This window comes from Bacillus sp. Hm123 (assembly GCF_051842975.2).
Classification (GTDB): domain Bacteria; phylum Bacillota; class Bacilli; order Bacillales; family Domibacillaceae; genus Bacillus_CE.
Map to the genome: position 1 here is coordinate 1,676,940 of NZ_CM200277.1, position 26,119 is coordinate 1,703,058.

Here is a 26,119-nt window from a genome sequence, read left to right on the forward strand (position 1 = left end):
ATACCATACCAAGATTTATAGAGGAATTATGGCTCGAAGTCAGACTTATCAATTTGATCTAACATCATACCATACCAAGATTTATAGAGGAATTATGGCTGAACCCTTCATGGGATTCTTGGATTATGCATCATACCATACCAAGATTTATAGAGGAATTATGGCATGTAAGTGATCTTGTCCTCATAACCGATTATCATACCATACCAAGATTTATAGAGGAATTATGGCCAGTGTAGGGATGGAATTTAAGACAGCGGGATCATACCATACCAAGATTTATAGAGGAATTATGGCGATCCCCAACGTGTAATTTTCTTTTTTAGAATCATACCATACCAAGATTTATAGAGGAATTATGGCGTTTCATCAACTGATCTTGTGTTTCGCCTTATCATACCATACCAAGATTTATAGAGGAATTATGGCAATTCAGCTTCAGATAAATCGTTATCAGATATCATACCATACCAAGATTTATAGAGGAATTATGGCATCATGAGGAAAGTAGACATCCCGCTGTTTATCATACCATACCAAGATTTATAGAGGAATTATGGCAAAATCATCATTACAATCACAAGTAGTATAATCATACCATACCAAGATTTATAGAGGAATTATGGCGACATAGTAAATCCCTCCTATTATATTTACATCATACCATACCAAGATTTATAGAGGAATTATGGCCAGACAAATTATACGACATTGGACGGAGTTATCATACCATACCAAGATTTATAGAGGAATTATGGCGCGATGCAAACAGCAACAGTTATGATCGGCATCATACCATACCAAGATTTATAGAGGAATTATGGCTTCAAGTAGCGGAACTTCTCCGTTGCCGATATCATACCATACCAAGATTTATAGAGGAATTATGGCAACTCTTTACACTGTTTTTCATCAAGCATAATCATACCATACCAAGATTTATAGAGGAATTATGGCAGATCAGGATGAACCTCATCGCTTTCTATTATCATACCATACCAAGATTTATAGAGGAATTATGGCGATAGAGAGTTAACAGTTCTTAATTGTATGATCATACCATACCAAGATTTATAGAGGAATTATGGCGCGAGTGTAGCAGGAACCAGTCCGGCTGTCATCATACCATACCAAGATTTATAGAGGAATTATGGCGTTCCTTTGACTGTTAAATTTCGTTTCGCTATCATACCATACCAAGATTTATAGAGGAATTATGGCTCTTGCGTTGTAGGTGATGCGCTTGTTCTTATCATACCATACCAAGATTTATAGAGGAATTATGGCAAGTAGTTCCATACTTTCATTACACCTTCTATCATACCATACCAAGATTTATAGAGGAATTATGGCATTTTCATGTGTATTTCCCCTTTCACACTGATCATACCATACCAAGATTTATAGAGGAATTATGGCAGATCAATTACAAGGATACATCGAGAACGTATCATACCATACCAAGATTTATAGAGGAATTATGGCTTAAATTGCGATTCATTACTGTTTGTGTCAATCATACCATACCAAGATTTATAGAGGAATTATGGCCTTCACCTTAACTGTATGTTCCTTGACTAAATCATACCATACCAAGATTTATAATCGTTGTTTTGTTCATAGTCGATCATACTCCAACAACATTTAAAGAAAATTTATTCTGTTCGACATTTCTTCTTGCTTTCTAAGTTGGACAAGTAATAAAAACCAGCAATGTTTTCAAAATATTGCTGGTTTTTCTGTTTGTAGAGAAATTCCTTTTATTTGTAACCTTAAAGGGTTACAATAAAATCATCAAAAAGTGGACCAAAGGAATGTTGAAAAATGGTAAAAAAACAAGAGTATAAGTCTACAATTAAGTCCAGGCCCTTTCTTTTTTTAGAAACAAAAAAGGTCGCAAGCCTTTTATATCAAGGGTTAAAAGAATTTGAAGTGAAAGAGAAAGCAGTTGTAGAAAATATCTTTCAAGTGAATACAGAAGCGCGAAAAAAGGAAATTGCATCAATTATATTGGCTCGGTTAAAGGTGTTAGATGATTATTTAATTGACAAAGTCGCACATGGAGATGTTGAATCGGGCAAAGTGATTGTGCTGTATGCCATCATGAAAACCGATCGTTTATTTTTTGAATTTATGAATGAAGTGTTTAAAGAAAAATTTATGTTTCGAGAGACATATTTGACAGATAAAGACTTTAATGTGTTTTTTGAGTATAAACAGCAACAAAGTGATAAAATTGTCTCGTGGAATGAGTATACCTTTTATAAATTAAAACAAGTGTATATTAGGATTTTATTTGAGGCGGGTTTCCTGAAAAGTCAAAAAGGAGACAGAGAAATTCAAAGGCCGCTTGTTGATATGGAAACCGTACAACATATTCGAGATCTCGGTGATCACATATATATGGACATTTTAGTAGGTGAATAAATATGAGAACAATTCAGGATCGATTAGATGAGATTTTACCAAAGGTTATGAATCCGTCCTTTCGTGAAAATAAAGGATTAGGGAATGAGATTGGTTTTTATATTTTTGATTATCATCCAAAGGATGAAATGCTTGTGAGAGAGCATATTTCGTATATGAAAGAGCGGTTAAGTGGCGATCAGTCCATGACGATCCGCGAATTTGATTTATATGAAATTATGTTAGAACTACTGGATAGTAAAGGCTATCTTCAAAAAAACATTGATATGGAGCAGAAAAAAGGCAGTGAGTTCATTTTAAACGCGACAAGAAAAGCATTGCGTCTGACTAGTACTAATGACTTAGTCGTTAAGTATATTATAGAAAGAGTGCAACCGAATGACATTGTCTTTTTAACAGGTGTAGGTAAAGCGTTTCCGATTATCCGCTCTCATACAATCTTGAATAATTTACATAAAGCGATCGAGGACGTTCCATTAGTCATGTTTTTTCCTGGGACCTATGATGGACTGGAACTTGTCTTATTTGGAGAAATCAAGGATGATAATTATTACAGAGCCTTTCAACTGATTGATAAATAGAAAAGACGGTTTGGAGGAGAAATAGATATGCAAATTCAAAAGATGTTTGAAAAAGCGATTCATCGTGATATTAAAGGAGTTATTAAAGTTGGCCAAGATGATGAACAAAACGTTTATCAAGAATTAGACGAATATGTAGTGACGAATGAATTGCTACATCATATGGGTGAATTCTTTCAATCCTACAAAAAGGGAATCACTGGCCATACAGATAAAATGGGTGTGTGGATTTCGGGCTTTTTTGGATCAGGTAAATCGCACTTTTTGAAAATTCTTTCTTATTTATTAGAGAATAAAAAAGTAAAAGACAAAGAAGCTCTTTCTTTCTTTGACAAGAAAGTATTAGACCCAACGGTTTTGGCAGATATGAAACTAGCTGGGAACACAACTACGGATGTCATCCTATTTAATATCGATTCCAAAAGCGAGTCGGATTCAAAGTCGGATAAAAATGCGATTGTGAAAGTGTTTAACAAAGTATTTAACGAAATGCAGGGGTTTTGCGGCTCTATTCCTTGGGTGGCAGATTTAGAACGCCAAATGGTCAAGGATGGGTGCTATGAAGAATTTAAAGCAGCCTTTGAAGAATTGTCCGGCAATACATGGGAACAAGCACGTGAAGACTTTTATTATGAAGAAGACTCGATTATTGAAGCGTTAGCCAAAACAACGAAAATGAGCGAAGAGGCTGCGCGCAATTGGTATGAACGAGCTGAAGTCGATTACTTCATTAGTATTGACCGCTTTGCGAAGAGGGTACGTGAATATGTTGAATCGAAAGGGAGTAATCACCACGTTGTTTTCTTAATCGATGAATTAGGTCAATATATCGGGAATGACTCACAGCTCATGCTCAACCTTCAAACGGTGGTAGAGGATATTGGAACGCAGTGCGGTGGAAAGGTATGGGTACTCGTCACCAGCCAGCAAGACATTGATTCCGTTATCAATGTGAACGGAAATGACTTTTCGAAAATCCAAGGCCGGTTTGATACACGTTTAAGCTTGTCTAGCGCCCACGTAGATGAAGTCATTAAAAAACGGATCTTATTAAAAAATGAAGCAGGCAAGCAGACGCTAAAATTGTTGCACCAAGACAACAGTTCCATTTTAAAGAACTTAATTACATTCTCAGGTGATACAGCTGAGATGAAGACGTTTAATAATGAAGAGGATTTTGTGGATGTGTATCCATTCATTCCGTATCAATTTAACTTGCTGCAAAAAGTATTTACTGGCATCCGTATTCATGGGGCATCGGGCAAACACTTAGCGGAAGGAGAACGTTCTTTATTAAGTGCCTTCCAAGAATCAGCGATGAAATATGCTGAAAATGACACAGGTACACTCATTCCGTTTTCAGCTTTCTATGCAACGATTGAAGCCTTTTTGGATTCCAGCATTCGTACCGTCATTATTCATGCGCAAAATAACGATCGATTAACAGAATATGATGTAGAAGTGTTGAAACTGTTATTTCTAATCAAATATGTGAAAGAATTACCGGCGAATTTAGAGAACATCGCCACTCTAATGATCCAACATATCAGTGATGACAAAATTGAACTGAAAAAGCAAATTGAAAGCTCGTTAATTCGACTAAGTAAAGAAACGCTCATCCAAAAAAACGGACAAGAATACATCTTTTTAACGAATGATGAGCAAGATATTAACCGAGAAATTAAAAATATGCACGTCGATACAGCAGAAGTGATTCAAAAAATTGGCGATGAAATTTTTAATGGCGTTTATCAAGATAAAAAATATCGCTATTCATCGAAACATCACTTCAGCTTTAATACAGTGATTGATGATCGGCCGATTGGTATGCAGACGCATGATATTGGCTTAAAAATCATTACACCGTACTTCGATGCGGCAACAGAATTAAATGACGCCGCCTTAAAAATGATGTCAATGCGCGAAAATCATGTCATTTTAAAATTGCCACATGACACTTCTTACTTAGATGAAATGACAGAGATTTTAAAAATCCAAGCGTATTTAAAAATTAAGAGCGGCACTGCGGTCTCCCAAGCGATCGAAGACATTAAAGTACGCAAATCTAGAGAAGTGACAGAACGGAAAGAACGCGTACGGACGTATGTGACGGAAGCGTTAAAACAGGCGGATATTTTCGTCAATTCGCAGCTGCTTGATGTGAAAGAAAAGAATCCAGTTGATCGGATCAATGATGCGTTTAAAGTATTAATTGATACGTTATACAACAAGCTTCATTATGTGAAATCATTTATTGATACGGCTAAGCAATTAAATGAACTGCTAGCTGAACAGCCAAAACAGTTAACGTTAATGGATGAAGAAGACCCGAACGCTCTAGCCTTACAAGAAGTGAATACATATATTGAACGCCTATCGAACCGCAACCAGTCCATGACGGTCAAAAGCATAACAGCACACTTTGCTAAACAGCCGTACGGATGGAACGAACTAGATACCGTGGCACTCATGATCAAGCTATTCAAAGGGCAAGAAATTAAATTACAGCTCAACAGCAGCTATTTAACAACTGAAGAACGGGACTTAGTCAATTATTTAACGAAACGCGATTATGTCGAACGCGTGATTGTGAAAAACCGCGAACGCATTGCGCCATCGTTAATAAAAATAGTAAAAGATTTATGTAAAGAACTGTTTGAAATTACCGCATTACCAGCGGATGAAGACGGTTTAATGAATCGCTTTAGGGAACTGTTAACTGCCGAACAAAACAAAATGAACGTATTGCTGGCAAACTACCGAAACACCTTTTATCCTGGACAAGAGGTGTTACAGGATGAGAAAGATGCGATCGAACAACTATTAAATATCTCAGACACAGCGAGCTTCTACAATAAAGCGAAACAACTACAAGATGATTTCTTAGATTACGCGGAAGACGTCGAACAAGTGAAAGCGTTCTTTGAAACGCAGCGAGATATTTATGACGATGCCGTCAAGCGGTTAGATATTTTTGAAAAGAACCAAACCTATGTAACGGATCAGAAAGTCACAGGGGTGATTGACCGCATTTCTAAAATCGTCAAACATAAAGAGCCGTACAAAAATATTCATCAGTTACCTAACTTAATTAACGAGTTCAATGACTTATTTATTGAGCTGTTAGAAAAAGAATGCGAACCAATCAAAGAAGCAATTGAAGCGGATTATCACATTGTTTTAGAAGAATTAAATAAACACGAAGAGATTAAAAATGTGCTCTTCAATAAATTTAAAACAAGCTTTGATCGGTTGAAAGATCGCCTCAGTCAAGTGAATAACTTCTACGAAGCGATTGCGATGCAAACAGAAAGTGACCGTTTGAAAGTCCGTTGCATTGATGAAATCAGCCATGAACTAGAAAGAAGAAAACCGCCAGTCACATCACCACCTGTAACCAATCCTGGAACGGGCGGAACGACTGTCGTTGAGCCGAAAGAGAAATATGTGCCAAAAAAGAAAACCCTCAGCAAAAACACGCTCATTCGTGGGACGAAAACAATTGAAAGCGAAGAAGATATCGAAGCATTTTTAGATGAAATTCGCAAACAGTTGCAGCGGGAATTAGAGGATGTGGCAGTGATTAAACTCGTGTAAATAAAGAGGGAGGACCGCTCCTCCCTTTCAATATATAGCGACAGGCGTTGTAGTGCCTTTTGCTTTTCGATTAGTAAACGGAGGAAAACGAAATGAATAAAACAGCCATTAAAAACTTTGCCGTATCCGCTCGTACAAAATTAATCGATGCAGTCGAACAAAAAGCATACGAGCTCGGTATTACTAGAGATGAAATCAAACAACCGGAAACATACGAAGGTGGTTTTCGTATCAATGAAAAGTTCTTTAAAAGCTACGAACTAGAGCAACGTAATAAACTTATTCAAAAAATCGAGGAAAAAGGCTTCGATCAAGTGATGGAAGAAGTCGCTTACACATGGTTTAACCGCTTCATCGCCATTCGTTTTATGGAAGTGAATGAATACCTTCCGACGGGCGTACGTGTGCTTTCTTCTGTTCAAGAAGGGAAACATGAGCCGGATGCCATCGCAGAAGTCACAAACTTGGCAGATGAACTAGACTTAAACGTAGATATCGTGTATCGCCGGCAAGATGAAAGCAACACAGAAGATTTATTTAAATATATTTTAGTCAAACAATGCAACAAACTTGGCGAAATCATGCCGATGATGTTTGAGCAGATTCAAGACTATACAGAATTATTGCTACCGGATCAACTGCTTGCGGAAGGGTCAGTGATTCGTGATTTAGTTTCCGACATTGATGAAGATGATTGGAAAGAGCAAGTTGAGATTATTGGATGGTTGTATCAATACTACATTTCTGAGAAAAAAGATAAAGTATTTGCCGATTTAAAGAAAAACAAAAAAATCACAAAAGAAAACATCCCAGCCGCTACACAGCTCTTCACACCAAAATGGATTGTCAAATACATGGTTGAAAACTCACTAGGACGTCTATGGCTAGAATCGCATCCAAACGAAGAACTACAACAGCAGTGGAAATATTACTTAGAAGAAGCGGAACAAGAACCAGAAGTGCAAGAGCAATTAGAAAAATTAAAAAATAAAGAACTAAGTCCAGAAGACATTACTGTATTAGATCCATGTATGGGTTCAGGTCATATTCTTGTATATGCGTTTGATGTCCTCTACAGCATCTATCAGCAAGCTGGATATGCCGAACGAGACATCCCGCAGCTGATTTTAGAGAAAAACTTATATGGGCTAGATATTGACGACCGTGCCGCTCAACTTGCTTACTTTGCGTTAATGATGAAAGCGCGTAGTTACAACAGGCGTATCTTTCGTAAGTCAGTTGAATTGAATGTGTGCTCGATCCAAGAGAGTAATGGGATTCCGCAAGAGGCGATTGATTATTTCGTTGGGGATACGCTGGATCGAGAAGAAGTGGAGTATTTGATCGATATGTTTAAGGATGCGAAGGAGTTTGGGTCGATTCTTGATGTGAAAGCGGTTGACTTTGAGGTTTTACAAAAAAAAATAGTACAACTTCACGAATTTCAAGAGAATGGGGAGGTTAGTGATGTGTTCTTCTATCAGCATGAAGATTCGTTATTTAAGCAGATACCTTCTCTAATTAAGCAAGCAAAGATAATGAGTAAGAAATTTGATGTAGTGCTAACTAACCCTCCTTATATGGGTAATTCCAACATGAATAATAATCTGGACGGATATATAAAAAAATACTATCCAGCATCAAAATTAGACTTATATACTGTATTCATGGAAAAATGTATAGGGTATACCAAAGAAGGTAAATTACTATCAATGATAACTCAACACTCTTGGATGTTTGTGGTTAGATTTGAAAAATTAAGAAAAAAATTATTGCAGTATGTCAGTGTGAATTCTATGCTACATCTTGGTACAAGAGCTTTTGAAGAAATTGGGGGAGAGGTTGTACAATCTACTGCTTTTGTATTATCAAACAAACAAAATAGTAATTATTATGCTAATTATATAAGGTTAGTTAATTTTGAGAATGCCCATTTAAAAGAGAAAGAATATTTCAATAAGAGTAACCGATTTATATCTAATATGGATACTTTTCGGAAGATACCGGGATTAACTTTTGCATATTGGGTTGGACATAAAATACTTTCTTTATATGAAAAAAAAGAATTTTTGGGTGATCATGCTAAACCTAGAATTGGAATGGTCACAGGAGATAACAATCGCTTTTTAAGATTGTGGCATGAAGTTGATATAAACCTGTTAAATTTTAATGCCATTGATAGAGAAGAATTAAAAACAAGCTTAAAAAAATGGTACCCATATCAAAAAGGGGGTACTTATAGAAAGTGGTACGGAAATATAGAGTACGTTGTTAATTGGGAAAAAGATGGATATGAAATTATTAATGACAATTCAATTAATGGGAGAGTTAGGTCTCATAATTATAATTTAGATTTCAGTTTTAAAGAAGGAATAACATGGACTAAAATTACGTCAGGAGATTTTGCTGGAAGATACAGTCCAAAAGGTTTTCTCTTTGATGATGCAGGACCGATATGTTTGGTTTCTGAAAAAGAAAAGTTATTTTATATTTTAGGTATGTTATCCTCAAAAGTTGGTAGTTACTTTTTAAAATTAACTAACCCAACAATGAATTATTATCCAGGGGATATGATTAGTATACCTGTACCTAGTGAAATTTTTCAGATAGAAGAAATTGAGGAGATTGTTAAAGAGTGTATAACCATTTCGAAAGTTGAGTGGGAAAGCTATGAAACATCGTGGGTTTTTTCGAAAATATCATTTTTAAATCCTAATTTTTTTGAAAAAAAATTTAGTTGTGCATTTCAGAAGTGGAATAATTATACTAATGAGCAGTTTGAAAAAATTAAAGAAAAAGAGGAAAGACTGAATGAAATTTTTATTAAGATATATGAATTAGAAGGAGAAATAGTTTCACAAGTAGATGAAAAAGAAGTTACAATCCGTTTAGCCGATAAAGAACGAGACATTAAATCCTTCATCTCCTACGCAGTCGGCTGCATGCTCGGCCGCTATTCTTTAGATCAAGAAGGTCTTGTATTTGCAGGCGGCGAGTTTGATGAGAGTAAATATACAACGTTTAAAGCAGATATTGATAATGTCATTCCAATTACGGATGATGAGTATTTTGAAGATGATATCGTTAGCCGCTTTATTGACTTTGTTCGTGTGACGTTTAGTGAGGAAACGTTGGAAGAGAATCTAGACTTTATCGCAGAAGCGTTAAGTAAGAAAGCGAATGAGACGTCTCGTCAATGCATCCGCCGTTATTTCTTAAAAGATTTTTACAAAGATCATGTGAGAACGTACCAGAAACGGCCGATTTACTGGCTGTTTGATAGCGGCAAAAACGATGGCTTTAAGGCGCTGATTTATATGCATCGTTATGATGTAGGAGCGGTAGCGAAAGTGCGGACGGATTATCTTCATACGTTGCAGCGGAAGTATGAAGCGGAAATGGTTCGGCTCGATGTGCTATTAGAGTCGGATGTTTCTGCTCAAGAGAAGACGCGTGCGAAGAAAGCGAAGGAAAAGCTGCAGAAGCAGTTGCTGGAGTGCCAGCAATATGATCAAGTGATTGCTCATGTTGCCAATCAAAAGATGGCGATTGATCTGGATGATGGCGTAAAGGTGAATTATGCCAAATTCCAAGATGTTGAGATTCCTCAAGGAGAAGGGAAAAAGCCGTTGAAGGCGAATTTATTAGCTAAAATATGATGTTGTCTAATAGACTTATCTATCTTCTTGCCGCATGGTAAGTGTAAATCATCCCTACCTATTTTTACGGGTGGGGATGATTCGGGTTTACCTTTTATTGACTTATATGAGTGTGGCATGCTAACTTCATTTTATAAGTTATCGGATATGAAAAAATATACCAAAAGCAGGTGTTATACATGGCTATCAGCAAAGAAGAGTTATATCGGCTGATTGATCGTCTTGATCAGCAAGATGAAAAAGCGGCTTTTGACTTTTTAGAATTTCTTGTTCAACGTTCAAAAAAGCAAATGACAGGTTGGGAAAAGATTGATATGGCAGATCAGGATCATGAACCATTGTCTAGAGAAGAACTAGAACAGTTAAATAGTGAAGAAGGCTATGTGTCTGATTTACCACAGCATTTTAATCGCTAAAATGTGAGAGAGATATGATAAAATGGATTCATGTATCGGCAGTAGCGCCAAAGAATAAATAAGCTTAAAAATGGTTTAGTCTTCTTGGGCTAAACCATTTTTGCAAGAGGTGGTATAGATGAATACGAAAGAAATGAAGCGTGTCTTACAGGAGACATTTGCTCAAGAGTTAATAGAGGGAAAGAAACGACATATTGTCTTTTGGTATGATGAAGCGGGTGAATTTACCGAGGAAGTGGCTGAATTAGCGTTAGAAGGTGTGCGAGTTTGGAAGCTTACGACGCATAATATGTTTGCGACGAAGTATGAGTTAGAGAAAGTAGATACAACGTCTCATTTTTTGATCTATGCGAATATGGCTAAGCCTCCAACACGAGAAGATTGGCTATTAGATATTTATAAATATAGCCAAGAGTTTGCGACAGATAAGATGACGGTGATGATGCGTGATTTAGGTGTGACGAATGATGCGGTGTTACGGGATGTATTTAAGAAGTATACGAAGTTTTTTAATAATAAAGAGCGGTATGCGGCGTTTAAAGCGTATAACTTACAGGCGTATACGGAAGAGCAAGTCGATTTGGCTGTGTTAGCTGTTTTATGTAAATGTAGCGTAGTGAGCTTAGATGAAGTATTAAAAGCGTTGTTTCGTGAGCAACGGCAAGAAACGAAAAAATGCTGGGATAGCATTCAAAAGTTTGGCGATGAAGAGACGTTTTGGCAGCTTGTGGAGACAGCTTACGGCTATCGTTTACCAGACCGGTCAATTGAAACGTTGTTTATTTTCTTTCTGTTAACTTATACAGCGGAAACATTAGGCGGGGAGCTTCCGATGCCATGGCGGCCTTATATTTCCGCCAAGCCGACGAATTGTATCGTATTAATGGATCAGTTTATGAATCATAGCGCAGACGTTTTGATTTATAACGAGTTAGCAGACCAGGTTGAAGTGCGTGTGAAAGTTAGAGAGCATATGGAGAGTAAAGAAATGGCTGATTACATAACATCAGATACATTCCGTTACTTTGATGAAAGCATTATCAACTATATTACAAAGCAATTGTTAGCTGATATTCATGATTACGAGGCGTATACAGAGTTAATTACGGCTAGAAGAACGCTGCATTGGTTTCGTGCCTTGCAACATGAGTATGGAGCATTATATCAAGCGGTGCAGTTATTTCAACAGGCACATGAGCTTCATTACTCGATTGATGAGGCGCAATCATTGGACTTATTCCAAGGGTATGTGAGCAAATATTATCAGATTGATACCGCCTATCGGAAGTTTTATGTGGCGTTTGATCAAATAGAGAACAAAGAGCCGCTGATCGCGCTTCGGGAGAAAGTAGAGAATACGTATACGAATGGGTACATGAATGAATTAGCCATTAAGTGGTCGGATGCGATTGGAAGTGAAATGGAGTGGCCGATTGCTGGGGTGGACTCGCAGCACACGTTTTACCGCTCGTTTGTGCAACCGTTTGTGAATAAAGAAGAGCGAGTATTTGTGGTCGTTTCAGATGCCCTTCGTTATGAAGCGGCAAAGGAGTTATGTGATGTGTTAAATGTGGAACGAAAAGCTTCAACGGACATTGTCGCTCTGCAAGGGGTTCTTCCTTCGTATACAGATTTAGGGATGGCCGCTCTGCTTCCGCATCAAACGATTACTTTTAATGAGCAGACAGACGTGTGTGTGAATGGATATAAAGCATCTAGTACGGACAGCCGTCGTTTGATCCTTGCTGAACGTTGTAAAGATTCGATGGCGATCCAATATAAAGAGTTAGCTACCATGAACCGTCAACAATTCCGCCAAGCTTTTTCTGGAAAGAAAGTCGTTTATATTTATCATAATGTGATTGATGCTAGGGGGGATCATGCGGCAACTGAGCATGAAGTGTTTCAAGCGGTTGAACAAGCATTGAAAGAGATTCGTTTATTAGTGAATCAGCTGATCAATACGGTGAGTGCTTCGAATATGCTCATTACAGCGGATCATGGTTTTATTTATCATCGTGATCCGCTGCAAGCAAGTGATAAAGTAAGGAAAGAAGCGGTGGAGGATGGTATTCAGAAACGGCGATTTATTCTTTCAAATACAGCTCAGTCGTTAGAAGGAACAATGAGCTTTTCAATGGATGGTGTGTTAGGGGAAGGCTCGAATATGTATGTCACTGTACCAAGAGGAGCGAATCGTTTTGCTGTGCAAGGCGCAGGAGCGAATTATGTTCACGGTGGGGCGATGCTACAAGAAATTGTCGTACCTGTGATTAAGTTTAAAAATGATCGCAGTAAATCCAGCAAAAATGATGTAAAGAAAGTAGAAGTCAAATTAACAAGCTTAACCAGAAAAATAACGAACAGTATGACTTATTTAGAGTTCTTCCAAACGGAAAAGCTTGAGGATAAGAAGAAGCCTCTACGTTTAAATGTGTATGTCATTGACGAAGAGGGAAATCGAATTTCGAATGAGAATATTATCATCGCCGACAGTCCATCTTCTAAACCAGAAGATCGCACGTTTAAAGAAAAATTTGTCTTAAAAAGTATGACGTATGATAAAACAAAGAAATATTACTTAGTATTAGAAGATGAAGAAGAAACGGCTGAAAATATTTATGAAAAAATAGCTTTTACGATTGATATAGCGATTACCAATGATTTTGGTTTTTAGGATAGAATGACGAAAAGCGGCTGACCTAAAAGGGTGTTAAAACACAGCTTTAGGTCAGTTTTTTTGTCTATTGATGACATCGAGTGAGCGTTTTTTTTTTTTTTTTTGAATATTCTTTACTTTCATATAGAACAAACGTTCTTTTTAGGGTATAATAAAGCTAAATGGATGAATCATGTTATTATTTGGAGGGAACTTGTATGCCGAGAAATCCGGGAATAACAGATGAAATGATTATTAAGCTATATAAGGAGGGGGTATCCTATAAGGAGATGCTGCCTATCGTCGGTCTTTCTGATCGAGCGATTCGTAATGTGTTGCATAAACATGGAGTCAAAGTAAAATCCTCAGGGCAGCCTCGTAAGCATAAGGTCAATGAAGACTTCTTTAAAGTATGGACTCAAGAAATGGCATGGGTATTAGGGTTGTTTGCGACAGATGGGACAATTCATAGTAACACTCACAGCATTTCACTTACCCAAAAAGATGAAAGAATTCTCCGTCTAGTAGCAACGTGTATGGAAGCAGACTACGTACTGGCACCAGTAGCTCCAACAAGATCTACTCCAACTTTGATTATTAATTCCAAAGAAATAAAACAAGATCTAAAAAAAATGGGTATTACCCCAAATAAGTCATTAACTGTTCCATTTCCTCATGTGCCAAATGAATTTTTACCGTCTTTTATTAGAGGAGTTGTTGATGGAGACGGTTGGGTACAAAAAACTGGATATGTTATGAATATAACAACCGGAAGTAAACATTTTGCTGAAGGGCTTAATGATGTATTTAAGAAATGGAATTTGAATACCGAAACTACTTTAACAGTTAGTCAAACTGGAAAAACTATATATCGTGTATGGGTCAAAGGAAAATATGAACTTCCTAAACTAGCAGAAATCGTATATGCTAATGCTGGTGATCATTACGTCATATATAAACGAGAACGCATGATACAGCATGTGTTTAAAAATGAATAACTAAAAGCAAGGAGCGGTTTTTTATATGTGGAAATTATACAATGATAGATCCGTACACACGACGGACCCATCAAGAATCAAGTTTCGGACGAATATTAGCCAGTCGTTATTGGAGCGGCTCAGTGAATTAGCTGACGAGCATGATACCCATGTGAACTATTTGCTGGAGAGCGGCTTGGAAAATCTGTTGGCTGAAGGTGTAATTACTTTTGATAAAAAAACGAGGCCGAAAGATCGAGTTCAATATAAAACAACATACGATGAAGAGTTGCTAAATGATGTGAAAGAGTTTGCGAAGGAGCATGGTTTGTTTATTAATGATGTTATTGAATACAGCGTTCAATTTATTGACTTAGAGTCGATTAAAAATAAAAGCTATCGACATCGAATAGAGTAGAGTGTAAGTACTCTATTTTGTTTTTTAAAACAACGCCCCCGACATAATATAGATTATGAGAAGTTAATTAAAATATCATCATTCCGTCTCAATATAGAAGAATACTACTAATAATGAGACAGAATGAAAATTTTAAGTATGGATTCATTTAAATCAATTATTTCACGAATTTCATAATCAGTTCATGATTAATGATCTTAGCGTGTTTATACAAAAATTCCAGCAAGATATTTTTCATATATAAATTTACTGATTAATTTCATGAAAATGTTAAATTTGAGAACACGACTAATATTTGAATATTTATCCGTACATTATTCTATAAACACTGTATTTTTTGGAACAATATTATTTTTCATGAATAAAAATTCTTCATCTCCATATTTTGTGTACTAGATCATTCTAATGTTTTTTGAAAAAAACTATATTTCATTACCTCTATTCCCTTATAATGAGTATTAGTGGAAATTTAAGTTAGTATTTAGGAGGTGTTTTGTCTGGAGTCATCTAAGCATCCTTTAGAGGAAAAGGTTCTTCAGTTAGAATCGCAAATGAAAGAGCTGCAAGCCCGCATTGATGTATTAGAGAACAATAACACTGTGACGCAGCCGCTCCCGATCGAAACAAAAACAACAACAAATAAAAAAGTGGTTACTACTTCCCCATCACCAGCTACCGATCAAAATAAAGATGTTGATTCGGTCGATTGGGAAAAACTTTTATTTCAAATATGGCTGCCTCGCGTATTTATTTTTGTGTTTATTATCGGGGTTTTATGGGGATTTAAAGCCGCTTCCGACTATGGCTTAATGAATGAAACGGTGAAAGTGACGTTAGGCTTTATCGTCTCTTCCCTTCTGTTATTAATTGGTCAGCAACAAATGGAAAATAATCGTGAAAAACTAGGCTATGTATTGTTGGGCGGCTCCGTGCCATTACTGATGTTGACGACGTTTGCGATGCATGTTTTGTATAATATGGTGGGTCCTTCGCTCGCCTTTGTATTGAATGTGTCTTGGATCGCGGTTGGTCTATGGCTGACGAAAAAGCATCGATCAGAAGTGCTGGGCTTTATTAGTATGGTCGGTGGCGTATTAGTTCCTTTCTTAATTGAAAGTGAAACGCCAAATATGTATGTCTTTTTAGGCTATGAAACGCTGTTATACGTCCTGTTTTTGTTTCTATCTGTGAAGTTTCAGTTTAAATTCATTTATTACGGTTCCACGATTTTATTAAATCTTGCTTTATTTGTATTCTATGTTTCTAGTTATGTATTTGTGGAAGGTAAGTTTGCGGCTGAGTATTATGTCGCCTTCCCTATTTTAATCCAACATGGGTGTTTGCTGTATATTTATATAAAGGAAAAAAAACAAATCGATCTGCACGCAAGTATGGTGTTTGCTAGTTTGCTTGTGACATCGGCTTGGGTCTACTCTACTTTTTCTGAGCATTGGATTTCATTATTTTTTGTGATGATTGTGGTGATGTATGTTCTATTATTGAGCAAGTATCAGCAAGATGTAAAGAAGCGCCCGATATTTTTAACGAGTGTCATCATTGCACTCACTTTCTTAATTTTGCATGCGGTCAATGAAGATTTGCAAATGAGTTTCTTGTTAATTGAAGGGCTTGCCGCTTATTATGTCTCTTTAAAATATGGAAATGATTTGAGTAAAGGAATCGCGATCTTTATTTATGTCTTTACTGGTTTAGTGCTGATTGCTAATGAGGTTATCACTACTCCTTTATCTAATGAAACCGTCAATTGGCTCATTTTCTTAACGACTTTTGTTTTAGGGATGAGCATGACATATCAGCTTCACGCATCAGTGAGAGAGCGAACATTGAAATATGGCAGTGTCTTGTTGACGATATTAGTGCTTATATTCTCTACGGAATTGACGATGGCTGTCGTTGAAGGTTGGCCAGATAATAAGCAACGATTAGCGGTCAATGTCGTTTGGATCAGCTTAGCCGTTACAACGATTGCGATTGGTTTAAAGAAAACATTCAATTATGCAAAATATATAGGGGTTTCACTCTTAATTTTAACGTTATTGAAAATGGTTCTTTACGATATGCCGTATATTCCACTGGCCATTCGAGCGGGTCTCTTTATTGCTCTAGGTTTCGTTGGTCTAGTTGTTTCAAGAACATTTTATAAGAAGAAATAAACGAAAACATCCTGATGCCACTGTCAGGATGTTTTTCTTGACTTTAGCTGTTGAACTGACAGTTTCAATTGCTTCTCCTTTTGAATAGTAAGAAGAGCAATGTATCCCCAAATGAGGGCGATCATGACATAGATGATTGTCGTTATGTGACTTTGAAGCGTCGTATAACTGAAGATCGCTCTAACATTTGTAAAAATCAACATGCCACTCACGATCACCGCTAACACTTTTGTCGGCAAGCTTTTGACGATCCAAGCAGCGATGGGAGCGGCAATAACTCCACCAGCCATGATCGCTCCGACCCATAACCAGTGAATTTGAGAGGGACCTAAAGAAATCATAAATCCGATTGTAGCAGATAAGGCAACCGCAAATTCACTCGTATTGACCGTACCAATGACTTTTCGGGGAACCATTCCTTTTTGTGAAAGTAGAGTAGGTGTCGCAATCGGTCCCCACCCTCCTCCACCGCTGGCATCAAAGAAGCCAGCAACAAAGCCCAGTGGGACATAAAATCGATTGGAAAGCGCCTTATTTTCTTGTTTTCTTGCATCTTTCAGCCAAAGAAAGCGAAATAAAATATAGAGACCGAGCACAACTAAGAAAATCGATACATATAACCGGACGTGTTCTCCTGTTAAATGACTTAAAAAGGTCGCACCAGAGAACGCGCCGATTGAACCAGGGATAATCAGTCGTTTCAGCATTTGTTGATCGACGTTTCCGAATTTGATGTGGGAAGCACCTGATGCTGCGGTGGTGACTACTTCCGCCATGTGAACAGAAGCGGAAGCAACAGCTGGGGCGATGCCTGCTGTCAATAATAAAGTAGTAGATGTTAATCCATACCCCATGCCAAGTGCTCCATCTACAAGCTGTGCGGCTAATCCAACGAGCATTAAAATGATAAAGCGTTCCATTGTTGCTTCCCTCCATTTTTCATCATCCTATCAAGCATGGCGCCACCCTTTTTTTTCCTCCGCTTCTTGAATGCGGACCGCCATAATATCGCGTAATCGCGGATGATAACCGAGGTACTTGCATAAATAAATACGTTCGGCCGTTCGTAACGATTGAATTTCTTTTTCCATCGACTGCATTAAAATACCGGTGAATAATAGATAAGGAAGCACCCATAATTGGGACGGCTTTTTATTTGCTAGCCGCTTTAATTCCATTGGAAATTTAGGTGTTGCTGCTGCCAAATAGCATATATTCACATCGTTTAACTTGGTTTTAGAGCGGAACAGTTGTACAATTCGTGTGAAATCGGCCTTTGTTTGTGGATCGCTACTTCCTCGTCCGACAATTAGCACGGTTGCATCGGGTTCAATGGGCAACTGCTTTTCTTTCATCCGCTCGATTAAAATATCAACAATGGCTTCATGGACACCTAGCGGATCAGCGTAATGTATTCGCACTTGCGGAAACTGAGTCTGAATCCTATTTAGCTCCAACGGAATATCTTTTTTCGCGTGTCCCGCTGCCAGTAGCAAAAAGGGAAAAACAATGATTTCGGTGGCACCTTGCATTACGCAACGAGCAAATCCTTGCTCCATCGTCGGCTCCGCTAGTTCTAAAAAGCAAGCTTCTTGTATCGGTATATCGATCAACGGCTTTGATTGTTCAATAAAGGCAAGTGCTTCCTCTCTTCCTTTTTTGACCCGACTTCCATGACAAATATAGAGAACGGCTTTCATTGGACTGCACCTAAAGAGCCGGAAGTATTGTCAAACTCTTGAAACCATTGAATTTTCTCTCGTAGTTTGACGACATCGCCAATAATAATCATGCTTGGATTCGTCATTTCCGCTTTTTGAGCGACCTCATGGATCGTTCCAAGTGTACCAATTACTGTTCGCTGAATCGTAGTCGTCCCCCAATGAATCAGTGCCGCTGGTGTGTCGGTTGATTTACCATTAGAAAGCAGTTGTTCCTGAATGTACGGCAAATTTTTGACTCCCATATAAATGGCGAGCGTATCAATGCCTTTCGCTAATGCCGACCATTTGAGTTCTTCTTGTTCTCCTTCTTGGCGGTGACCCGTCACGATCGCAAAGGAAGCACTGTGATCGCGGTGAGTGACGGGGATTCCTGCGTAAGCGGAAGCAGCAATGCCCGATGTAATCCCAGGAACGATTTCAAAAGGAATATGATGTTTCGCTAAAAACTCTGCCTCCTCCCCACCTCGGCCAAATACAAACGGGTCGCCTCCTTTTAAACGCGTCACTTTTTTTCCTTTTTTGGCATGTAAAACGAGTAAGTGATGAATCGTTTCTTGTTGCAGGTGATGATGCTTCGGTTGTTTTCCACAAAAAATCAATTCCGCTCCTTTTTTCGCCTGTCGCAACAGTTCTTCATTGATGAGGCGATCGTATAAAATGACATCCGCTTCTTGAAGCGCTCGCAAGCCTTTCACCGTAATCAAATCCGGATCACCTGGCCCCGCTCCTACTAGCCAAACCTTCCCCATTTCTTTCGCCTCCTATTTATTTAGAAAAAGCGGGCACGACATACCCGTTACCATTTCCAATCCGTTTCTTCTCAAATAATACGATTTCTTCATAATCAGGCAAGACTAAAAAATATTTTTCTAATTCAATATCCACCTGTTCAAACGCTTGGTGATCATCTTTTGCTACGACGATGACAGGCGTCGTTTTTTCTTGATCTATCACTTCAAATCGATATAAATACAAAAGAGTCCCACCTTTCTATACAGAGGATTGAGCGGCCAGCCATTGATCGAGTTGCTGTTGGAGATGCTCAGTTCCTGTTCGGCTAATATAGTCATAAAACGTTTCCGCTGGTAATTTCGTTGCTTTAAAATACTCAAGAAATTGCTTTAAGATGATTGGAAGATCGTCACCCGGCACTTTTCCTTTTAACTTTTGATTAAACATGCCGTCATTCAGTAGTGTCCCACCTACATTGATCTCAAAAGCCTGCACCATTTTTTTGTCTTTATTTCGCACCATCACACCTTGTAAACCAATATCGGCAATTTGGCGCTGGCCGCAGGAATTCGGGCAGCCGACCATATGGATGCGAATCGGCACATCGATTTCCACTTCTTCATCAAGATACTCAGCAATTCGCTTCATTCGCTCCTTTGTTTCCGTCAAGGCAAGATTGCAATATTCGATGCCTGTGCAGGACACCGAATAAGCAGTAAACTTCGGTGCATCGACGCGAAGCCGCTTGAGAATCGGTTCGTTTAACACCGTCTCGACAAACTCTGTTTTTACATTCGGAATGATTAAGTTTTGTGAGCCACACGTACGAATCTCGCCATTGCCGTATGCTTTCGCAATGCGGGCAATATCCAACACTTCTTCTGCTTGGAGTCGACCGACCGGCACATTGACGCCGATATAATGAAGCCCTTTCTGGATTTGTGGCTTGACGCCATAAAAGTAGCCTGCATTCCAGCCCTTTGTTAAATCGGTTCCTGCTTCTGGTAGCGGTCCCGTGTATTCAAGCAGCTTTTCTTTAAACCTTTCTACGCCCCAGTCCTCTACTAAAAATTTCAAACGAGCGCGATGGCGTTTTTCACGATAGCCGAAGTCGCGGAAAATCGTTGCCACAGCGATGGTGACGTTTAATACTTCTTCCGGCAAGATGAAAACATCTAATTTTTGTGCCAACTTTGGCGCAGAGGACAATCCACCACCTACTTTTAAATGAAAGCCAATTTGTTTCTCCCCATCGATTTCTTTCGAAGCAGGTAGGAAAGCAACATCATTAATTTCGGCATTTCCGGCATTGTAAACATTGGCGTTCACCGACAGTTTAAATTTGCGAGGCAAGTTAGAAAAGTCACGATTACTTGTGAAAAAGTTGTCGATTTCTTTCACAAGTGATCGAGTATCGTATATTTCATCTGGATCAATACCAGCAAGCGCATTGCCGATGACGTTTCGCGGCACATCGCCACAAGCATTCGTAGACGATAAGCCGACCCGCTCTAATCGTTCAAAAATATCAGGGATTTGTTCAATCGTTAACCAATGAAACTGAACCGCTTGTCGCGTCGTAATATCAAACACGTTTCTGCCATAATCTCTTGAGATTTCTGCTAGTGTGATTAGCTGTTCATTCGTTAAAATACCTGTTGGAACCTTGACTCGCATCATAAAATAGCCGTCTTCTTTCGGTCGCTGCAAATAAAGACCCGCCCATTTAAATCCGTCCCATTCTTCCTTTGGGATCGAAGCAAAACCATTCGCTGCATAGTGAGGGATGTCATTGAAAATATCGAGGCCATCCTTCACTAATTTCTTTTTTTCTTGCTTGCTTAATTTGGGGTTGTCAGCCCAGCCTTTTTCATAGGTCATTTTTATGCTCCTCCTTTAGCCAATGTTTCTTTTTAATAAATGCTACTAGCTGTTCAACACATTCATCGACGGTATATTGCTCCGTTAGCAACATGAGTTCAGGTGCTTTCGGTGCCTCATAAGGGGAAGTTATGCCAGTGAATTGTGGGATATCTCCGCTCCGAGCTTTTTCATATAGTCCTTTCGGATCGCGTGCTGCACACTCATCAATCGGGCAGTTGACGAACACTTCCACAAATTCATCTGGCTGCAAAAGCGAGCGAACGATATCTCGATCTTCTTGAAAAGGCGAAATAAAGGCGGTAAAGACTAGTTGACCACTATCGACAAACAGTTTCGCTACCTCTCCAATCCGGCGAATGTTCTCTTTGCGATCTTGATCGGAGAAACCAAGGTCTTGATTTAAGCCATGACGAATATTATCGCCATCTAGGACATACGTTTGAACGCCTAACTCATATAGTTTTTGTGCCGCCGCATTAGCAATAGTTGACTTTCCAGAACCGGAAAGTCCGGTAAACCAAAAGACGGCGCTATGATGGTTATTTTTGTGCCGCCGTTGCTCTTTTGTTAATGATTGATCATGCCAAACGATATTCCCCATGTAAGTTCCTCCTATTGAACCGTTTCTTTTAATCCACGAATTAACACTTCGATCACTTCTTTGCGGCTAAAGGTGGAAGGCGGTATGTCTCCTGATCGCAACATTTCCCGCACCTTTGTTCCTGAAAGAATGACATGATGTTCCTTCTCATGCGGGCACGTTTTTGACGAAGCCATTCCTTCGCATTTTGTGCAGTAGAAGCTATGTTCAAAGAAAAGTAAGGTGATCCCGATGTCTTCTTCAGTAAATTGGTCAAATATTTTTTGTGCCTCATACGTGCCGTAATAATTGCCAACTCCTGCATGATCCCGACCGACGATAAAGTGCGTGCATCCATAATTTTTACGGACAATCGCATGAAAGACTGCTTCTCTCGGTCCGGCATAACGCATCGCTGCTGGAAAGACGGCAAGCTGGACTCGGTCGCCTGGATAATAATCTTTCAACAATACTTGATAACTTTCCATGCGCACATCCGCTGGGATATCATCGGCTTTCGTTTCTCCGACGAGCGGATTTAACAGCAGGCCATCGACGATTTCTAAGGCTGTTTTCTGTATGTACTCGTGCGCACGATGTACAGGGTTTCTCGTTTGGAAGCCAACGATCTTCCTCCAGCCTTTTTCTTGAAACAATTGTCTCGTTTCTGTTGGGTCAAAATAAAAATCGGCAAATTGTGTCCGTTCAATCCGACGAATAAGTCGAATTGGTCCGCCTAAGTAGACAGAACCTCGCTGTAATAGCTTCTGTACTCCTGGATGAGCGGCATTCGTCGTTTTATATACTTTTTGTGCTTCTTTTTGTTGATCTGGTCGGTACATATCCTCAATCGTTAAGACGCCATAAGCGACATTGTTATGAGTTAATACAACGGTTTCACCGATGGAATAACGAGTGGCTTCCTCTTCGTGTAACGGGAGCGTGATCGGCAAACTCCAAACCGTTCCATTTGCGAGTCGCATATGAGCAACGACGTTATCGTAATCATTTTGAGTTAAGAAGCCGGTGAGTGGACTATACGCTCCCGTAGCAATAAGCTCTAAATCGCTTAAAGTGGTTAAGTCGATCGAAAGTTGTTTTTGAATCGTTGTGAAATCGAAGTCGGGTTGATATAAATCAATGAGTGTACCCCCATGTGGCAAGATTGTAGACATCATAAAAACCCCCTAGTTTATTATTCATATATAATTACTTGGTTTTATTGATAAAAAAATTAGTCGCCGTGTAGGCCACACTCGGTCTTTCCAGAGCCAGACCATCTGCCGGAACGTAAGTCCTCGATCGAAATCGCTGGCTTTGTGCAAGGCTCACAACCGATGCTTGGATAGCCTTGATCGTGAAGTATATGATAGTCGAGCTGCTGCTTCGTGACGTAACGCCATACTTCTTTCCACGTCCAATGAATTAATGGACAAATTTTGATCTTTTTAAATTTATGATCTTGGTTGATGTAATCGGTATGCTTTCTCGTGTCAGACTGTTCTCGACGCAAGCCAGAAATCCATGCGATTGCGGGTTCGAGAGCTTCTTCTAACGGGATCATTTTTCTTAGTTGGCAGCACATATTCGGGTTATGCTTCCAGAGATCTTCTCCGTATGTTTCTGTTTGCTCCTCGATCGTAAGTGCAGGCTGCTGCAAATGAATGTGAAGCGCCGGATATCGTTTTTTTACTTTGTCAATGATGTCATACGTTTCTTGAAAGTGATAACCGGTATCGAGAAACACAATCGAAGCATCTGGACGAATGCTTGCAATCAAATCGATGAGAACGATCCCTTCGATCCCAAAGCTACAAGCATACATAAGCTGATCACCATAATGATCATATGCCCAGTACAACGTTTCTTTTGCCCCCTTCGTCTCGCTCGTCGATAAAATGTTTGGCAATGGATGTTGTTCCCATTGGTCATACGTCAGCACATCTAAAACCCACTTTCCAGATAGGAATTAATAATGTTTTATATTTTATCAGAAAATTCCTTTAAGTCAATCTTATTTTCCAGATAGGAATAGTTAAAATATATGCAAATGTTCTCTTATATGTGAGGAAAAGAACAGATCATGTTAATTTTTTACTCATTTACGATTGAATTCACTTCTTTATGGGTATATTAAAATAAAGTGTGTCTAAAAAGAAGAAAAGGAGGAATGGAATGGCCTATAGACGTATTTGCGAAGATTGTCATGGTCTAGGAAGAGTTCCTCTCATTCGAGGCATTCGTATGGAAAAAGTGTGCAAGCATTGCCATGGAACGGGAAGTCAGTTTAGTTATCGGCTACAAGACTTTCGGATCATCTGGGAGATTGGAGAAGAATTGATTTTTAAATAAAGAGGGGAATTTAACATGAAGGAACAGGATGTTATTTTATACAATGACAAAGAATATCAAATTATTCGCATGGATCAGGCTGGCTATTGTGATATTCAACAAATCGCTCCTCCTCACCAAGTGGAATTGACTCACGTCAAACATATAAAAGATTGTCCGACTATTTCTCGAACATAAATGAACCAGACGCCTCACGTCAATGGTTCTTTTTTTATGAAGTTCGCGGTTGTCCCTCCCTTTTCTTATTGTGAAATGGTATAATCAAAGGCGATTATGTATATATGGAGGACTGTGCACATTGATTACAGTACAAGACGTTAGCTTACGTTTCGGCGATAAAAAGCTGTTTGAAGACATTAACATTAAATTTACACCAGGTAATTGCTACGGATTAATCGGAGCAAATGGTGCAGGGAAATCTACTTTCTTGAAAATTTTATCAGGAGATCTTGAAGCGCAAACAGGTCATGTGTCCATGACACCTGGGGCGCGTATGGCTGTGTTAAAGCAGAACCACTTCGAGTATGAAGAGCATGAAGTGTTAAAAACGGTTATCATGGGTCACGCTCGCCTTTATGAAGTGATGCAGGAAAAAGATGCGATCTACATGAAAGAGGACTTCTCCGATGAAGATGGCATGAGAGCCGCTGAACTTGAAGGTGAATTTGCGGAATTAAATGGTTGGGAATCGGAATCAGAAGCCGCGATTCTTTTAAAAGGTCTTGGTGTATCAGAAGACCTTCATACGAAGAAAATGGCGGAGTTAACCGGTTCGGAAAAAGTGAAAGTGTTGCTTGCTCAAGCTCTATTCGGTAAGCCAGATGTATTACTTCTCGATGAGCCGACCAACCACTTGGACATTCAAGCAATTCAATGGTTAGAAGAATTTTTGATCAACTTTGAGAATACGGTCATCGTTGTTTCCCATGACCGTCACTTCTTAAACAAAGTATGTACGCACATTGCTGACCTTGATTTCGGAAAAATCCAAGTTTATGTTGGTAACTACGACTTCTGGTATGAGTCTAGCCAATTGGCGCTAAAAATGGCGCAAGATGCGAACAAGAAAAAAGAAGAAAAGATTAAAGAATTGCAAGCCTTCGTCGCTCGCTTTAGTGCGAATGCATCGAAATCAAAGCAAGCAACTTCTCGTAAAAAGTCATTGGAAAAAATTACGCTCGATGATATTAAACCTTCTTCCCGTAAATATCCATACGTTCATTTTAAACCAGAACGTGAAATCGGAAACGATCTTCTACGCGTAGACGGCTTAACGAAAACAATCGATGGTGTGAAAGTTTTGGATGACGTTAGCTTTATTATGAACAAAGATGATAAAATCGCTCTTGTTGGTACGAACGAATTAGCGAAATCAACGTTGTTTAAAATTTTAGCTGGTGAAATGGAGCCAGATAGCGGTACGTACAAATGGGGCGTAACAACAAGTCAGTCTTATTTCCCGAAAGACAACAACGAATACTTTGAAGGGTCAGAATTGAACCTTGTCGAATGGTTACGTCAATATTCTCCTGAAGATGAAAGTGAAAGCTTCCTACGCGGCTTCTTAGGACGCATGCTCTTCTCTGGTGAAGAAGCGTTGAAAAAAGCAAACGTGTTATCCGGAGGCGAAAAAGTTCGCTGTATGCTATCGAAAATGATGTTATCAGGTGCGAACGTTCTTCTTTTAGATGAACCGACGAACCACTTAGACCTTGAATCGATTACGGCTGTGAATAATGGATTAGACAACTTCAAAGGGTCGATGATCTTTGCTTCTCATGACCATCAATTCATTCAAACGATCGCTAACCGCATTATGGACCTTACACCAAGCGGTTTAGTTGATAAAGAAATGACGTATGATGAGTATTTAGAAGATACGGAGCTGCAAAAGCAAGTGAAGGAAATGTATCAAGTAGCGAAGTAAAATAAAACCGCT

At 38.8% G+C, this 26,119-nt stretch carries 20 protein-coding genes and 1 CRISPR repeat array (1 of these 21 running past the window's edge); of the genes, 12 read left to right on the forward strand and 8 right to left on the reverse strand.

What is annotated here, in order from left to right:
• Positions 1 to 1,551: a CRISPR direct-repeat array (repeat unit 36 nt; unit sequence ATCATACCATACCAAGATTTATAGAGGAATTATGGC); it begins 795 nt to the left of the window's first position.
• Between the two features lie 273 nt (positions 1,552 to 1,824).
• From brxA to ACSVDJ_RS08645, 9 genes are all read left to right on the forward strand, one after another.
• A complete protein-coding gene (gene brxA / locus ACSVDJ_RS08605) occupies positions 1,825 to 2,427 on the forward strand; it encodes a BREX-1 system RNA-binding protein BrxA (RefSeq protein ID WP_439168053.1) in 603 nt (200 codons plus the stop codon).
• A gap of 2 nt (positions 2,428 to 2,429) precedes the next feature.
• Positions 2,430 to 3,008: a BREX-1 system protein BrxB gene (gene brxB / locus ACSVDJ_RS08610; protein ID WP_439168055.1), complete on the forward strand. Its 579-nt coding sequence runs from the start codon at positions 2,430 to 2,432 to the stop codon at positions 3,006 to 3,008.
• A gap of 27 nt (positions 3,009 to 3,035) precedes the next feature.
• Positions 3,036 to 6,605 (forward strand): BREX system P-loop protein BrxC, encoded by a 3,570-nt coding sequence (gene brxC / locus ACSVDJ_RS08615; protein WP_439168056.1) that lies wholly within the window; start codon positions 3,036 to 3,038, stop codon positions 6,603 to 6,605.
• 92 nt (positions 6,606 to 6,697) lie between these two features.
• Positions 6,698 to 10,264, forward strand: a complete 3,567-nt coding sequence (gene pglX / locus ACSVDJ_RS08620; RefSeq protein WP_439168057.1) for a BREX-1 system adenine-specific DNA-methyltransferase PglX — start codon at positions 6,698 to 6,700, stop codon at positions 10,262 to 10,264.
• A 179-nt stretch (positions 10,265 to 10,443) separates the two neighbouring features.
• Positions 10,444 to 10,680 carry a hypothetical protein gene (locus ACSVDJ_RS08625; protein ID WP_439168059.1) on the forward strand — a complete coding sequence of 79 codons (237 nt, stop codon included), beginning with the start codon at positions 10,444 to 10,446 and terminating at the stop codon, positions 10,678 to 10,680.
• A 118-nt stretch (positions 10,681 to 10,798) separates the two neighbouring features.
• The gene (pglZ, locus tag ACSVDJ_RS08630) at positions 10,799 to 13,357 is read left to right on the forward strand and encodes a BREX-1 system phosphatase PglZ type A (RefSeq protein WP_439168060.1); all 2,559 of its coding nucleotides are present in this window, start codon (positions 10,799 to 10,801) and stop codon (positions 13,355 to 13,357) included.
• A 200-nt stretch (positions 13,358 to 13,557) separates the two neighbouring features.
• A complete protein-coding gene (locus ACSVDJ_RS08635) occupies positions 13,558 to 14,337 on the forward strand; it encodes an LAGLIDADG family homing endonuclease (protein WP_439168062.1) in 780 nt (259 codons plus the stop codon).
• Between the two features lie 25 nt (positions 14,338 to 14,362).
• Positions 14,363 to 14,734 carry an rRNA methyltransferase gene (locus ACSVDJ_RS08640; RefSeq protein WP_439168064.1) on the forward strand — a complete coding sequence of 124 codons (372 nt, stop codon included), beginning with the start codon at positions 14,363 to 14,365 and terminating at the stop codon, positions 14,732 to 14,734.
• A 551-nt stretch (positions 14,735 to 15,285) separates the two neighbouring features.
• Positions 15,286 to 16,908: a DUF2339 domain-containing protein gene (locus tag ACSVDJ_RS08645; protein WP_439168066.1), complete on the forward strand. Its 1,623-nt coding sequence runs from the start codon at positions 15,286 to 15,288 to the stop codon at positions 16,906 to 16,908.
• Positions 16,909 to 16,931: 23 nt separating this feature from the next.
• Here ACSVDJ_RS08645 and ACSVDJ_RS08650 read toward each other — a convergent pair whose 3' ends face one another.
• Genes ACSVDJ_RS08650 through ACSVDJ_RS08685 form a run of 8 tightly spaced genes read right to left on the reverse strand, consistent with a single transcriptional unit; the run spans position 16,932 to position 23,770 of the window.
• Positions 16,932 to 17,828: a sulfite exporter TauE/SafE family protein gene (locus ACSVDJ_RS08650; RefSeq protein ID WP_439168067.1), complete on the reverse strand. Its 897-nt coding sequence runs from the start codon at positions 17,826 to 17,828 to the stop codon at positions 16,932 to 16,934.
• A gap of 30 nt (positions 17,829 to 17,858) precedes the next feature.
• Positions 17,859 to 18,608, reverse strand: coding sequence for a sirohydrochlorin chelatase (locus tag ACSVDJ_RS08655; protein ID WP_439168069.1), 750 nt, complete (start codon positions 18,606 to 18,608; stop codon positions 17,859 to 17,861).
• Entirely contained in the window at positions 18,605 to 19,381 is a 777-nt protein-coding gene (gene cobA, locus ACSVDJ_RS08660; protein WP_439168071.1) for a uroporphyrinogen-III C-methyltransferase, read from the reverse strand. The genes ACSVDJ_RS08655 and cobA overlap by 4 nt, the downstream gene beginning before the upstream one ends.
• A gap of 16 nt (positions 19,382 to 19,397) precedes the next feature.
• Complete coding sequence (locus tag ACSVDJ_RS08665) at positions 19,398 to 19,607, reverse strand: DUF3906 family protein (RefSeq protein ID WP_439168072.1); 210 nt, start codon at positions 19,605 to 19,607, stop codon at positions 19,398 to 19,400.
• 15 nt (positions 19,608 to 19,622) lie between these two features.
• On the reverse strand, positions 19,623 to 21,245 hold the full coding sequence (locus ACSVDJ_RS08670; protein WP_439168073.1) for a nitrite/sulfite reductase: 1,623 nt from the start codon (positions 21,243 to 21,245) through the stop codon (positions 19,623 to 19,625).
• Positions 21,235 to 21,849: an adenylyl-sulfate kinase gene (gene cysC / locus ACSVDJ_RS08675; protein WP_439168075.1), complete on the reverse strand. Its 615-nt coding sequence runs from the start codon at positions 21,847 to 21,849 to the stop codon at positions 21,235 to 21,237. The genes ACSVDJ_RS08670 and cysC overlap by 11 nt, the downstream gene beginning before the upstream one ends.
• A gap of 11 nt (positions 21,850 to 21,860) precedes the next feature.
• On the reverse strand, positions 21,861 to 23,003 hold the full coding sequence (gene sat / locus ACSVDJ_RS08680; protein WP_439169050.1) for a sulfate adenylyltransferase: 1,143 nt from the start codon (positions 23,001 to 23,003) through the stop codon (positions 21,861 to 21,863).
• Positions 23,004 to 23,062: 59 nt separating this feature from the next.
• Positions 23,063 to 23,770, reverse strand: coding sequence for a phosphoadenylyl-sulfate reductase (locus tag ACSVDJ_RS08685; RefSeq protein ID WP_439168076.1), 708 nt, complete (start codon positions 23,768 to 23,770; stop codon positions 23,063 to 23,065).
• Between the two features lie 233 nt (positions 23,771 to 24,003).
• On the opposite strand from ACSVDJ_RS08685, the gene ACSVDJ_RS08690 reads away from it, so the two are divergent.
• The 3 genes from ACSVDJ_RS08690 to ACSVDJ_RS08700 all read left to right on the forward strand — a co-directional run bounded on the left by ACSVDJ_RS08690 (position 24,004) and on the right by ACSVDJ_RS08700 (position 26,107).
• On the forward strand, positions 24,004 to 24,180 hold the full coding sequence (locus ACSVDJ_RS08690; RefSeq protein ID WP_439168077.1) for a hypothetical protein: 177 nt from the start codon (positions 24,004 to 24,006) through the stop codon (positions 24,178 to 24,180).
• Positions 24,181 to 24,195: 15 nt separating this feature from the next.
• Positions 24,196 to 24,357 (forward strand): hypothetical protein, encoded by a 162-nt coding sequence (locus ACSVDJ_RS08695; protein WP_439168078.1) that lies wholly within the window; start codon positions 24,196 to 24,198, stop codon positions 24,355 to 24,357.
• 121 nt (positions 24,358 to 24,478) lie between these two features.
• A complete protein-coding gene (locus ACSVDJ_RS08700; RefSeq protein ID WP_439168079.1) occupies positions 24,479 to 26,107 on the forward strand; it encodes an ABC-F family ATP-binding cassette domain-containing protein in 1,629 nt (542 codons plus the stop codon).
• Positions 26,108 to 26,119: the final 12 nt, after the last annotated feature.

Excerpts from the sequence above, each read along its gene's own strand:
- brxC (WP_439168056.1), top strand. The coding sequence starts at position 3,036 with ATGCAAATTCAAAAGATGTTTGAAAAAGCGATTCATCGTGATATTAAA.
- pglZ (WP_439168060.1), top strand. The coding sequence starts at position 10,799 with ATGAATACGAAAGAAATGAAGCGTGTCTTACAGGAGACATTTGCTCAA.
- ACSVDJ_RS08645 (WP_439168066.1), top strand. The coding sequence starts at position 15,286 with ATGAAAGAGCTGCAAGCCCGCATTGATGTATTAGAGAACAATAACACT.
- sat (WP_439169050.1), bottom strand. The coding sequence starts at position 23,003 with ATGTCTACAATCTTGCCACATGGGGGTACACTCATTGATTTATATCAA.
- ACSVDJ_RS08695 (WP_439168078.1), top strand. The coding sequence starts at position 24,196 with ATGAAGGAACAGGATGTTATTTTATACAATGACAAAGAATATCAAATT.
- ACSVDJ_RS08625 (WP_439168059.1), top strand. The coding sequence starts at position 10,444 with ATGGCTATCAGCAAAGAAGAGTTATATCGGCTGATTGATCGTCTTGAT.
- ACSVDJ_RS08670 (WP_439168073.1), bottom strand. The coding sequence starts at position 21,245 with ATGACCTATGAAAAAGGCTGGGCTGACAACCCCAAATTAAGCAAGCAA.
- ACSVDJ_RS08635 (WP_439168062.1), top strand. The coding sequence starts at position 13,558 with ATGCCGAGAAATCCGGGAATAACAGATGAAATGATTATTAAGCTATAT.
- cobA (WP_439168071.1), bottom strand. The coding sequence starts at position 19,381 with ATGGGGAAGGTTTGGCTAGTAGGAGCGGGGCCAGGTGATCCGGATTTG.
- ACSVDJ_RS08650 (WP_439168067.1), bottom strand. The coding sequence starts at position 17,828 with ATGGAACGCTTTATCATTTTAATGCTCGTTGGATTAGCCGCACAGCTT.
- ACSVDJ_RS08655 (WP_439168069.1), bottom strand. The coding sequence starts at position 18,608 with ATGAAAGCCGTTCTCTATATTTGTCATGGAAGTCGGGTCAAAAAAGGA.
- pglX (WP_439168057.1), top strand. The coding sequence starts at position 6,698 with ATGAATAAAACAGCCATTAAAAACTTTGCCGTATCCGCTCGTACAAAA.
- ACSVDJ_RS08690 (WP_439168077.1), top strand. The coding sequence starts at position 24,004 with ATGGCCTATAGACGTATTTGCGAAGATTGTCATGGTCTAGGAAGAGTT.
- brxB (WP_439168055.1), top strand. The coding sequence starts at position 2,430 with ATGAGAACAATTCAGGATCGATTAGATGAGATTTTACCAAAGGTTATG.
- ACSVDJ_RS08640 (WP_439168064.1), top strand. The coding sequence starts at position 14,363 with ATGTGGAAATTATACAATGATAGATCCGTACACACGACGGACCCATCA.
- cysC (WP_439168075.1), bottom strand. The coding sequence starts at position 21,849 with ATGGGGAATATCGTTTGGCATGATCAATCATTAACAAAAGAGCAACGG.
- brxA (WP_439168053.1), top strand. The coding sequence starts at position 1,825 with ATGGTAAAAAAACAAGAGTATAAGTCTACAATTAAGTCCAGGCCCTTT.